General features: G+C 46.0%; 8 protein-coding genes. 1 reads left to right on the top strand and 7 read right to left on the bottom strand.

Annotation, left to right across the window (positions count from 1 at the left end):
• Window positions 1-86: 86 nt before the first annotated feature.
• Window positions 87-719 carry a TetR/AcrR family transcriptional regulator gene (locus tag DWX57_RS07775; protein ID WP_118649611.1) on the top strand — a complete coding sequence of 211 codons (633 nt, stop codon included), beginning with the start codon at window positions 87-89 and terminating at the stop codon, window positions 717-719.
• Between the two features lie 510 nt (window positions 720-1,229).
• Here DWX57_RS07775 and DWX57_RS07770 read toward each other — a convergent pair.
• From DWX57_RS07770 to tilS, 7 genes are all read right to left on the bottom strand, one after another.
• The gene (locus DWX57_RS07770; protein ID WP_022216994.1) at window positions 1,230-1,781 is read right to left on the bottom strand and encodes a metallophosphoesterase family protein; all 552 of its coding nucleotides are present in this window, start codon (window positions 1,779-1,781) and stop codon (window positions 1,230-1,232) included.
• A gap of 134 nt (window positions 1,782-1,915) precedes the next feature.
• Window positions 1,916-4,132, bottom strand: a complete 2,217-nt coding sequence (locus DWX57_RS07765; protein WP_120123432.1) for an RNA ligase — start codon at window positions 4,130-4,132, stop codon at window positions 1,916-1,918.
• A 368-nt stretch (window positions 4,133-4,500) separates the two neighbouring features.
• A complete protein-coding gene (locus DWX57_RS07760) occupies window positions 4,501-6,594 on the bottom strand; it encodes a glycoside hydrolase family 13 protein (protein WP_120123430.1) in 2,094 nt (697 codons plus the stop codon).
• Between the two features lie 395 nt (window positions 6,595-6,989).
• On the bottom strand, window positions 6,990-8,339 hold the full coding sequence (locus DWX57_RS07755; protein ID WP_117550176.1) for an esterase/lipase family protein: 1,350 nt from the start codon (window positions 8,337-8,339) through the stop codon (window positions 6,990-6,992).
• A gap of 83 nt (window positions 8,340-8,422) precedes the next feature.
• Window positions 8,423-10,465, bottom strand: coding sequence for an ATP-dependent zinc metalloprotease FtsH (ftsH, locus tag DWX57_RS07750; RefSeq protein ID WP_119999803.1), 2,043 nt, complete (start codon window positions 10,463-10,465; stop codon window positions 8,423-8,425).
• Between the two features lie 23 nt (window positions 10,466-10,488).
• The gene (gene hpt, locus DWX57_RS07745) at window positions 10,489-11,010 is read right to left on the bottom strand and encodes a hypoxanthine phosphoribosyltransferase (RefSeq protein ID WP_022216999.1); all 522 of its coding nucleotides are present in this window, start codon (window positions 11,008-11,010) and stop codon (window positions 10,489-10,491) included.
• Window positions 11,007-12,467 carry a tRNA lysidine(34) synthetase TilS gene (gene tilS, locus DWX57_RS07740; protein ID WP_120123426.1) on the bottom strand — a complete coding sequence of 487 codons (1,461 nt, stop codon included), beginning with the start codon at window positions 12,465-12,467 and terminating at the stop codon, window positions 11,007-11,009. Before tilS ends, hpt begins: the two co-directional genes overlap by 4 nt.
• Window positions 12,468-12,487: the final 20 nt, after the last annotated feature.

Genomic DNA, 12,487 nt, shown 5'->3' with positions numbered 1-12,487 from the left:
ACAAATATGCTAATCTGTAACAAACGTTTGAACACATATTCAAAATTGATTATAAACAAATTATAAACTGAGGGAGGTTTGGGAAAGTGCCTAATCCAAGCGAGGAAAAGACTGAAGATAAAATTATCAAAAGCTTCAAAAAGCTTGTAAACGAATATTCCTTTGATAAGATCACTGTCACGATGATCGCTGAAGACGTCGGAATATCAAGACCGATATTCTACAGACATTTTAAAGACAAATATGAGCTGATGGATTACATGCTCTACAATGAGGTGACCAAGGAACTGGAGGTACTGCTTGAGCACAACATGATCCTTGAGGCCATAAAATATCTCTTCACACACATTATTAATGAAGCGAAGCTTTACAGAAAGCTTTTTGAGACAACCGGGCAGAACAGCTTTGAGCAGGTCATGATCGAACAGTTCACCAGTTTCTTCAAAGAACACCTGAAGATATTTGACACGGATCAGATTCCTGACAATCCTATGCTGTCTCCTCTTATTATATGTAAGTATCTGGTAATGGGTCTCACCGTTGCCATCAAGGGATACCTGAACAGCCCGGAGATCACGAGTATCAACGTGGATCAGGCTGTGGAGGCTTATTACTTCCTGGTGTCACACTCCATATTCGAACTTACCAAGGAGAATTTCCGGCCGAAGCTGTTCCAGGCGGTGGATCGAAATTACATTACGCTGCCTCCCAAGAATTAACTGCCGGACGCCCATGGGTGCTGAGACGGACGCCCATAGGTGCTGACGAGGGATTGTGCCCATCCGGGAAAGCGCAAAAAGCCTGCACGGCGGTGTTGAAAATCACACTTGACTTCTTCCTGCCTTGGCATTTTCTATCTGCATGCGTCTCCGACCTCGATAAGGACGTTGAGGTCTGCGACTTAGCAAGAAAATGCCAAGGCAGGAAGGTCTGCGCTACCGATTTTCAACACCACCGTGTAGGCTTTTTATTATGCTTTCCCGGAGGTAATCTACTTTTTCGTTAACACCTATGGGCTGGTTTTTTATAGCATTAAATTACACTATATGTCATTTAATATTTTCATAATTATACAATTCCTCCTTATTCCTTCTTTTCCGTTTACTTCTATGTTTTCGCTACATGATGCATTCTGATTTTACTTCCGGCAGTTATTGGAAGCATGTGGAATTACAAAACTTGAAAATACAGGTTGCCAGTTACATATACATACGTCCTTATACCTCTTATCATTTAGCCTCTGACTGTAATCTGGCTTGATATATCTCGTTATTTCGGATGATCTCGTCAGCGGTGCACGGCATGTAGTTGTTGATCATGCAGCCTACATTGTAAGCACGTCCCTGGCCGGTCATGAATCTGTACACTTCAGGACTGCTCTTGTGGATATGTCCATAGAAATGGTATGCCCCGCTTTTCTTCTTATTCCACTCAGCTATCGGAAAGTGACACATAACTATCAGCTTACCTCTGTCGCTCACATAGTCCATCTTCTGTATATCGTCGAAGTAGGACTGCAGCTTCTCACTTCCCATTATTACCTGATCGTGATTGCCAAGGATGAGGCGCTTGTGTCCTTTAAGTCTTGCAAGGATCGGCTCCGGATCTTTCAATTTAAAGCAGAAATCCCCGAGAATATACACTGTATCATTCTTTCCTACCCTGCTGTTCCAGTTATGTATCATTCCATCAGCCATATCATCCACATCTGTAAATGGTCTCTCATCAAATTTTATAGCATTTGCATGTCCAAAATGAAGATCTGACGTATAAAATATCATACAATATCACCTCTCATTCCTACTCAGCGTACCATGTAAATATATGCAGCAGCCTGGATAATTTTCTATGTCTGGCTGCTGCCATGATATAACATAACCCGTCAAACATTCACCGTGTTATCTCTTATGATCACCTATATCAGGCTATCGCCTTCCGCCTGCTTCATGTCATTATAAAACCATCTTCTAAGCGTGCATATATCCCTCGGAACATTTGCGGGATCCTCTGTATCGTGAAGCTTTCTCACCCACGCATAGTACTCATTTGCAAGAGGGGTGGTGAGTGCCGATGTCTTCTTGATATATCCGTTTCTGATAGCCTCATGGGATATTGTCCTCATAAACTTCCAGAAATTGTAGTATGCAAGCTTGAGCTTTGTCATATATCCGTCGCTGTCCTCGATGACAAACCCCTCTATGACTCTGCCGTTATACTCGTAATCATCCTCAAGGATATCATAATACCAGTCATAGAACTCCTGCCAGGTTGCAAGCTCGCAAGCCTTCTTCTTTGGTGTCAGGCCGAACCGGTGGGCTGTATCACACATCGCATCGTAATCATACTTTGCATAGTTTATCTGGTTGTAAACTATATCAAGCAGATACAGATTGCTCTCCGGGTACTCTATGATGTGAGGATCATGCTTCATATCAACACACTCAAATACAAATGTCACATTATTGTCCTTCGCAAACCGCTTCATATTCTCTATATTCTCCGGTGTCACCTTCTCATATATCATATCCTTCAGCCAGCCGGTGAATGGTCCCTCTATGGTGGATTTGCTCGCTATCAACAGATCGTCGTTGTACTCATCGTAGCTCACGAGTCCCAGGAAACCGTTCTCCTTGACATAGGCAGTCACCGGAAACTGCAGCTTATTCTGCAGCATATCAAACTTTGTCTCAGGGCGCTCATTGATATTAAAGAACTTGTCATACGCCCTCGCTGCGACTCTTCCCTTGAATGTGTCAATGTACAAGCCCCTTGCTCTTGTGGTCTGCTCATCCCACACCCTGTCATTGAATGCCTTGCTCGTGAAGTTGAATGACGAAATATTGCCAAATGTCTTCTCCTGTATGTACCTGTTCCCCCGCAAGGAGATGATCACATCTGCAACAGAGCTTGTGGTAACGGTCTGTTCCTCCTGTATCTCAGGTGCCTTGAACACATCATTGTGGATCTCCACCTCATGGATTCCATCAGCATCCACCCGAACGCATCTGAGTTCCCCGCCATACTCGACTCTGCCCTCAAGGTTGAACACTCTGTCATTCACCCGCACCGGGAGCAGCTTGGTGTTCCTGTGTCCATGGATCTGATAGTAATTCGCCGGCATCTTCCCGTAGAATGTCTCTGCGATCTTCTCGAAATCATTGTAAGCTCCGACTCCATGTATCATCTGATCAGTTGCCACAAATGTGAGATTGTCGGGAATCACACTGAGTCCCGCATGGGTCACCAGATATACATTATCACCGTAGCTATAGTAAGCACACTGTCCAAACCTTCTGTAAAGCTTCCGCACCTCCTTCTTGTCGATTCCGGAAGCATCGAGGATTGGTCTTGTCACAAGCTCAAACTCCTTCGACCTGCCGGTGCAGTCATTTGCCCACAGCCACAGCCATCTCTCGTGATTGCCCTCAAGCATGAGAACATTCTTCCTGTCCATGATAGATATCAGGAAATTTACAACCTCCGCATTCTCCACGCCTCTGTCGATATAATCACCTGTAAATATATAGAACTCATCATCCTTTATACCGCCATTGTCATCCAGATACTTCATCAGCGCTGTATAGCATCCGTGAACGTCCCCGATGTGATGGATCCTCTTATACTGGGAGAAATCCCTCTTCTTCATCCAGATGCTGTCAAGCTCGTCCGGCTTTATGACCGTGATTCCCGAAGGGATCTTTTGTGTGGCAAAGCGGGAGTACATCTTGTCAATAACGTCATCTGATACCCTCTTGAACTCCTCCCTCCCGGCATTTCTTCTCTTCACCTCTTCTATAGGTATATCTGTAAAATCTACACAATACATTCTGTATCTGTACGTCTCACACATATTCTTATATCTGTTCATCTCCGAAGTCTTGGAATTCGTGGCATCTATCACCGTAAATTCGCCCTTCTGCATGCGGATCTCAAGAAGGCTGAACAATGTCTTCCACACCGTACCATCATTGTTCTGACTGATTCCTCTCGTACCATCCACCTGCAGCACCGGACTCTGACAAAGCAGTCTGATGTCGTCCGCTGAAAGTGTGTATGGTTTTAATCCATTCTGCTCGATCCATGTAGATTTGCCACAACCGGCAGATCCCCTAAGCAAAAGCAATACTCTCATATTCTATCTGCCTCCTTCTTTACAATACTATTTTGTCCAATATACCCTATCTCCCTATATTTTTCACCCAACCTGTAGTTTAATCTATCTGTTTTCTAAATTGTGTTTCTTGGATGGTGTTTCTTGGATCGTTACAAAGTCATGGACAAACATAGAATTCGGCTCGCCGCAGATTTAGACGATAACACGGGCAAGCAATTCCATTTTCAATCCATTTTCTGTGCAAGCATTACTCTTGCAAATAAAAAAGCTCCCCGGCAAATGATTCTTTCAATAACATCATTCGTCCAAAGGAACTTTTTTATATTTTTATGTCATATATCTTTGTCTTGTATATCTTTGTCTTGTATATCTTTGTCTTCCGGCCATCAGGCACGAACAAGCACCATCGCACTCATCTTTGGAGCCTTGATCGTGAGTACGTTGTGCTCCACCATGAAATCCTGTGGCTCCAGTGTATAGCCCTCTTCATTTGTCAGCATGACTCTTCTGAGGATCGAATGGTTGTACACTCCGATCTGACGGATATGAAGCTTCAGATCCACATCCTCATAGTTGGTGTTCATGATGACTACCACCTGCTTGTTGTCAGTAAATCTTCCATAGCAGAGTATCTTGTGTCCGCCGTGGAGATATAATACAGAGCCCGACTTAAGTGCCTCGTAGGACTTGTGTATTCTTATCATATCCTTGTGGAACTGTATAAGCTCCTTGTCCTCGTGGTCCCACGGGTAAGTTCTTCTGTTGTCTGGATCTGTCCATCCGCACACACCGGCCTCATCGCCATAGTATATGGTAGGAGCGCCCGGCCATGTCATCTGGAATACGACAGCCTGTCTGAATATACCCTTGTCCACGCCCTGATCGGCGGCATCCGCTCCCATGGTGTGAAGTCGTCCGACCTTTCTGTTGGTTCTCGTGAGGAATCTGGAATGGTCGTGGTTGGACAGCTCATTCATGGACACGTCTATCGATGGTCTCAGGAATCTGGACATATGGTAGTTCATCGCACCCTTGAACGCATCGTAATTACCCAGAAGGTCTCCGCGGAACTCATCGCTGTGCTTCTCAACACCGCAGAGAAACCATGTGATAGGCTCCATGAACGCATCGTAGTTCATGACTGTATCCCACTGGTCGCCCTTCAGCCAGCTCTTCGGATCACCATAGTGCTCCGCCAGAATAATGGCATTCGGATTAGCCTCTTTTACATTTCTCCTGAACTCCCGCCAGAAATGGTGATTGTACTCAGGGGAATGTCCCAAATCCGCAGCCACATCAAGTCGCCATCCATCTGCATTATACGGAGGTGACACCCATTTCCTTGCTATCTTCATAATGTACTCAACCAGCTTCGGCGAGTCTTCATAGTTGAGCTTTGGAAGAGTGTCATGTCCCCACCAGCCATCATATGTTGTATTGTACGGCCATGCATTGTCATTGTAAAACTTGAAGAAAGTGTTGTAAGGGCTATCCTTCGATACAAACGCACCCTTCTCGTAGCCCTCCTGATTCTCGTATATACACTCCCTGTCCATCCATTTGTTGAATGAACCACAGTGGTTGAACACGCCATCCAGGATGACCTTCATGCCACGCTTGTGTATCTCCTCAACCAGCTCGGCAAAGAGCTGATTGCTAGCCTCAAGATTCTTTTTATTTGTAACTCTGTTGATATATCTCGACGACTGCTTGTTCTCAAGGCATCCGCCCGGAAGGCAGTCACCCTCATCGTCAACGATCCTTCCAAAATGAGGATCGACATAATCATAATCCTGTATATCATACTTATGGTTGGATGGTGATACGAATATAGGGTTCAGATATATTACATCCACTCCCAGATCCTGCAGATAATCAAGCTTATCCTTGACACCCTGGAGATCTCCGCCATAGAAACGTCCCACATCCATGATGCTCGGCCTCTGATTCCAGTCCTTTACCTGAACTGAACCGGTACCTATATATGCGTACTCATTATCCAGCACATCATTGGAAGTATCCCCGTTGCAGAACCTGTCCACAAATATCTGATAAAATACCGCACCCTTTGCCCACTCCGGTACCTTGAATCCCGGACATATCTCAAAGTCGTACTCTCTGTCGTTCTGCTTCGTAGGTCCCAGCTTGTCATAAAAGCATGTGACCCTTCCCGAATGTATCTCAAAATGATATCTTATGAATGGCAGACCTCCAGGTATCGTTGCCGTATAAAAGTCAAATATTCTGTTGGAACTCTCCTTTGTCATCTGTATCTTTTCTTCATTATATATAAGGAACACTTCATCCACATTATCGGCTGTAGTCCTGAATCTGACATTCACATCCTGATCCACATCCGGCTCCTGTGGGCTGACATAATATTTGCTTCCGTCCGCAAACAGTCCGCCTTTATTTAGTATGGGCTTTACATTATATACATAATCATGTATCTTCTGCCCATTGGTCTTCTTTTCCACCATACAATAAAATCTCCCTTGCACATACTCTTTTTTATATTAATACTTTTCGGGAGATTAGGCAACAAGATAAAACATATATTAGCTGCAAATATACAGCAGGAATCGCCTCATATCAGACCATCCTGCCCAATTTCTGTTTTAACCAAAAGTAAAAGAGACAGTCACCGAACGACTGTCTCTTTTGGAGAAGGTATTTTGTTACTTTTATGGGGTGTAGCCAAAACTATATAATGTATTGGGGGTTACAAGTATTATTATATACAAATTCCGTCAAAAGTCTGCCCAAACATTTTTTTATTTGGCAAATGTCATTGTGCAATATCACAATACATTTCCTGAATATTACCTGATTTTTACTTTTTATTGTTCACATTAGACAAAACACCGGGCATTTTCTAAAAACCGCGTCTCTTCAGGTCACTCACAAGCTCCACATAAAATTCCCTCACATCAAATGTATCTATATTTTCCCTGTTCAGGTCTATCACGTCTCCGTGGGAGATTCCACGCCTGCCCTGAGGCTTCAGATATATGAAGTTTGAGCCCCATTTGAAAGATTCATATCCGACAAGTCCATCGTTCTCACCATCAAACTGCTTTACGAATGCATTGGTGGTGTTGAGCGGGAAGCGTCCGCCGGAAGGCTTCTTCATACATGAACCCGTGCTCTGTATGTATACCCCCTGCGGATCAGGGAGCTCTCTGTTCAGGTTTTCACACGCTGATGCCGTGAGATCCGTCACCGCAGCTATGAAGTCCGGGTTTGTGTCACCCAGCTTCTTGAGTGCAGAATTGTAGGCATTTGCCACGGTCTGCTGCTGTTTCTCCGGTATCTTGCCCAGAAGATAATCCGCAAATTCGCATCCCCTGTGCGGAGTGTTAATCGTTGTGAGTGATGCTACATAAGGGGCCATGCCGAGCTTCGATATGGCATATCTGCTGTCAAGGCCTCCCTTGGAATGGGCTATGATATTCACCTTTCCGCATCCTGTTTCCTTCAATATCTGCTGTATCCTGTCAGCTATCTCCCGTCCGGAGTCTGCCACAGATGCGGCGGACTGATGGTTTCCGTAGAATATGGTAGCTCCATTTGCCTCAAGCGCCGCAGGGATCCTGCCCCAGTAATTCAGATACCTGAAATCCCTGAAGAACACTCCGTGTACCATCAATATCGGGTATCTGGTGGCGCAGACCCGGTCCGCCTGTCTCGCCTTATCCCGTATCAGCTTCTCGTTCTCCAAGGCCGCCTCACCGGATGCCAGACTTATCAGCTTGCCAAGGACTATCAGATGTACCACCGGTATCCATCCGCACAGTATACCGATCACTCTCCATTTGATACCGAGCTGCCTGGATGACACATATATTCTTATTATTCCAACCCAGAATGTGACCGCCAGTACAGCCACCGCCGTGAGTATGTACAGAACCCAGTTCTTCCATGTCCATGCCCTGGCATCTATCACATGCACCAACATTAGTATCAGCACAGCCACAGACATGACCGTTGCCGCCAGGAAAGAATACAGATTCTCGCATCCCCTCTGACACCTTCTGATACCCTTAGACTGTATATTCTTCAGACCGAGAAGCGGCATCGCGGTCAGCAGTACATATACTGCTATGAACACCACAACTATAAGCGGCATGAGTGGTATATTCCACTCCGGACATCTTGTCAGCAGATATACATTTGCCAGCAGGAACGGTATCACCGCATTTATCCCTCTCTTTATTATCTTCATCCTTTGTTCTCCCTTCCGTCATATATCCAACATAAGCCAAATGCCCGCAAGAAAACTGCGGGCATCTGTATTGTCTTTATATATTACTGTTTGTCTGTCTGAGTCTCAGCTTTCTGCTCTGCAACAGCATTATCTGCTACATTTACATTCTCTGCTGTACTCTGCTCTGCACCGTTGCTCTGAACATCTGCATCTGCATCCTTAGCATCGTCTCTATCGAACAGTGCTTCAAACTCAGCTCCTGTTATTCTCTCCTTCTCAAGAAGAAGCTTTGCAGACTTGTGAAGAACATCCACATTCTGCTCCAGAATCTCATAAGCCTCCCTGTAACACTCGTCAACGATCCGCTTAACCTCCTCATCTATGACGGCGGCTATCTTTTCGCTGTATGGCTTGGTATGTCCAAGATTTTTCCCGAGGAATACCTCCTCCTGATCATCGCTCTCATAGTTGATAAATCCAAGATTTTCGGACATTCCATACTTCGTAACCATGGATCTTGCATAACCGCTGGCCATCTTGATATCCTGTGAAGCGCCCGTGGTAAAATTGCCAAATATGATCTTCTCTGCAATTCTTCCGCCCATGCTAACTTTTATCTCGTTGAGCAAATGCGCTTTAGTAAGATATTCCTGATCACCCTGTGGAAGCGGCATGGTATATCCTCCGGCTCCGGTACCTGTAGGTATGATAGACACAATATGCACCGGGCCAACATATGGAAGGAGATGGAACAGTATCGCATGTCCCGACTCGTGATATGCCGTGATTTTACGATCTTCCTCGGAGACCACATGGCTCCTCTTCTCACCACCGACTCCAACCTTGATATATGATTTGTCGACATCTTCCTTATTGATATATTCCCTGCCGGCCTTCGCAGCAGAGATCGCAGCCTCATTCATCAGGTTCTCAAGATCAGCTCCCGAAAATCCGGCTGTTGTTCTGGAGATCTCGTTGAGATCAACATCTTCTGCCAGAGGCTTGTTCGCAACATGAAGCTTGAGGATTTCCTCTCTGCCCTTGATATCAGGAGGATTGACAGATATCTTTCTGTCAAAACGTCCCGGACGGAGGATCGCTTTATCCAGTATGTCCACACGGTTGGTAGCTGCAAGAACTATGATTCCCTCATTCGCTCCGAATCCATCCATCTCTACAAGGAGCTGGTTCAGAGTCTGCTCACGCTCGTCATGTCCACCGCCAAGTCCTGTACCTCTCTGTCTGGCAACAGCATCGATCTCATCTATAAATACGATACATGGTGCATTCTTCTTTGCCTGTGCAAAAAGATCTCTCACTCTCGCTGCACCGACACCGACGAACATCTCCACGAAGTCTGATCCTGAAATACTGAAGAACGGAACCCCCGCCTCTCCTGCTATGGCCTTTGCCATGAGTGTCTTACCTGTTCCAGGAGGGCCGACAAGAAGAACTCCCTTCGGTATACGTGCACCGACCTTGATGAATCTGCCTGGGTTCTTGAGGAAGCACACTATCTCTTCGAGATCCTCTTTCTCCTCACTGAGACCGGCAACATCGTCAAATGTTATTTTCTTCTTATTATTTTTCTTATCTTCCTTCTCTTTCTCATCAGGCTCTGTCATTTTCGCCCTGCTCTTGCCAAAGTTCATCATCTGGCCTCCACCGCCCTGTGATGATCTCACGAACAGCAGCATGACAAAGAACATGACGATCATGACAAGGGCATACGGAATTATCACACTCCATATGCTCGTCTTCTCCACATCGTTCAGGCTGCATCTGGCAACGACCTTCTTATCGTCATCCGAGCTTACGGTCGCATTATACTTGTCCACACTTGCCTGATAGTCGTTATAAATCTTCACGACATCATTGACATCTGTGGAATAAAATGCAAGAGTCTTTCCGTTGGTGAACTGCACCTGAACTATCGCCGTAGGAATCTCTGCATTTGGCTGTATAGACAATGCCAATATCTTGCCATCATCCAAATCCTCTGTCAGATCTGTGTAACTGTAAGTGGTGGTCACTTCAATCTTGTCGCTCTGCATCCATCTGTTTATGAGGATGAAAGCAACTATCAGGATCAACAGATAGATTATCATTCCATTCCTGAATTTTCTCTTATCCATATTTTCCATGTATATGCTCCTTAATCAATATATTACTGCTCTATGACACCTATATATGGAAGGTTTCTGTACTTCTGGGCACAGTCAAGGCCGTATCCCACAACAAATCTGTCAGGGATCTCAAAACCTGTCATATACAGCTCAACCGGGATAACTCTTCTGTCCGGCTTGTCAAGCAGGGTCACAACCTCAAGGCTTGCAGGCTTTCTCTCGCCGAGAAGCTTCACAAGGTATGAAAGGGTTCTTCCCGAATCAAGAATGTCCTCCACGATGATTACATCCTTTCCCTCTATAGACTCATCAAGGTCCTTGTTCAGCTTGACAATACCTGATGACTTTGTTCCATCGCCATAGCTGCTCACAGACATGAAGTCCATGGTGACCGGACTCTTCATTCTCTTCGCAAGCTCACACATGAAGAACACGCTTCCCTTAAGGATTCCGATCAAATGTATCGTCTTTCCCTCATATGCCTTATCTATGGCTGCTGCCATCTCGCTTATTCTGTTTTCCACCTCACTGCTGCTGAGCATAACACCAATCTGTTCTTTCAACTCTGTTTCCTCCTGTTAAAATTCAACTCAATTATCTTTTGTGTATCTTCTGTCACTTTATAATTCTCGCCAATCCTAAGTCCCACGGCCCACACGACCTCCTGCCCGGATGTCACAAGTGGAATATGACGCCGCTTGTCCACCGGTATCTTACAGTCAGTATACAGACGGTTGAGCTTCTTTCTCGAGCCCGCAGAATTAACGACTATATAATCCCCGTTTTCAAATGTCCGCAACTGCAGACACTGTTTTATTTTACCATAATCAAGAAACTTCGTACACTCTTTTTTTGCAAGATCAAGGGCTTCAGGTCTGTCGTAGATCCTGACCGTAAGCCTTCCCTCACACAGCTCATACTCACCATCACAGGTGATGTCTATGTCCACGCAGCCCGGCAGCCCGCCATCCTGACAGCTCTGGTCACCGGCGCGGTTCTCACCGCCGGCAAATACCAGTCTGCCGTACTCCAGCCACACCCTCGCACCGGCAGGAAGATTGATCCCCGCCCCGGTGTCAGCCGAGTACAGCTTCGTAACCTCCGACACATGGCTCATGCCGATATCCTTCAGGCCTCCGCACACCATTCCGATGAGCTTTCTTATGACAAGCTCCTGCACGAGCCTGTCCTGCTCCTTGAGAGCCGCCATGTCCAGCTCATATCTCCGGTCAGTGCTGTCTCCGGTCCAGCCACAGCCTTCACTTCTGACATCAATTCCCTGTCCCGTCAGGAAATCATCAACCAGTCCGGCAGCAAGCCGCTCGTAATCAGCCGCCATCATGGCCATCTGGCAAATGTGCTCCGTGGCCTGTCCATTTATCTCATTCATAAGAGGAAGTATCCTGTGTCTTATCTTGTTCCTGGTGTAATCATCCTCATTGTTGGTGGCATCCGTACAGTATCTGATTCCCTGCCGGTCAAGATATTCCTCTATGTGGCTCCTGTCGCTCCCAAGAAGCGGTCTCACTATGTGATCCCTCACCGGGGCTATACCCTTTATGCCGCCCATTCCGGTTCCCCTCGCCATGTTGAACAGAACCGTCTCAGCCACATCGTTGCGGTTGTGGGCGACTGTGATCACACAGCCCTCATCCGCATATCTGGCACGCATCCTGTCAAATGCATCATATCTTGCATGGCGTCCGGCCTCCTCCACGGTCTGTCCGGCCTGCTCCGCAAGCTTCCTGACATCGATCCTGTAAGAGTCGCATGTGACACCATATTCACCACACAAAGTCTCAACGTAGCTCTGGTCACCATCCGCAGCCTCACCGCGTATCATGTGATTTATGTGTACAACGTGTATATCTATTCCCAGCTCCGCCCTGTGCCTTGCCAGCACCGTGAGCAGGCTCACCGAATCCGCGCCGCCGGACACACCGCACACGCAGTGACTTATACCATCAAACATGTGGTATTTTCTTATATACTCAAGAACATTTTTTTCAAATACATCCATACATTTATCCTTCTGTAAAT

It is taken from the genome of Coprococcus sp. AF19-8AC (assembly GCF_003603115.1).
In the GTDB taxonomy this organism is placed as follows: domain Bacteria; phylum Bacillota; class Clostridia; order Lachnospirales; family Lachnospiraceae; genus Coprococcus; species Coprococcus aceti.
Note: the sequence above shows the minus strand (reverse complement) of the source record. Positions and strands in the feature narration are given on the sequence as shown.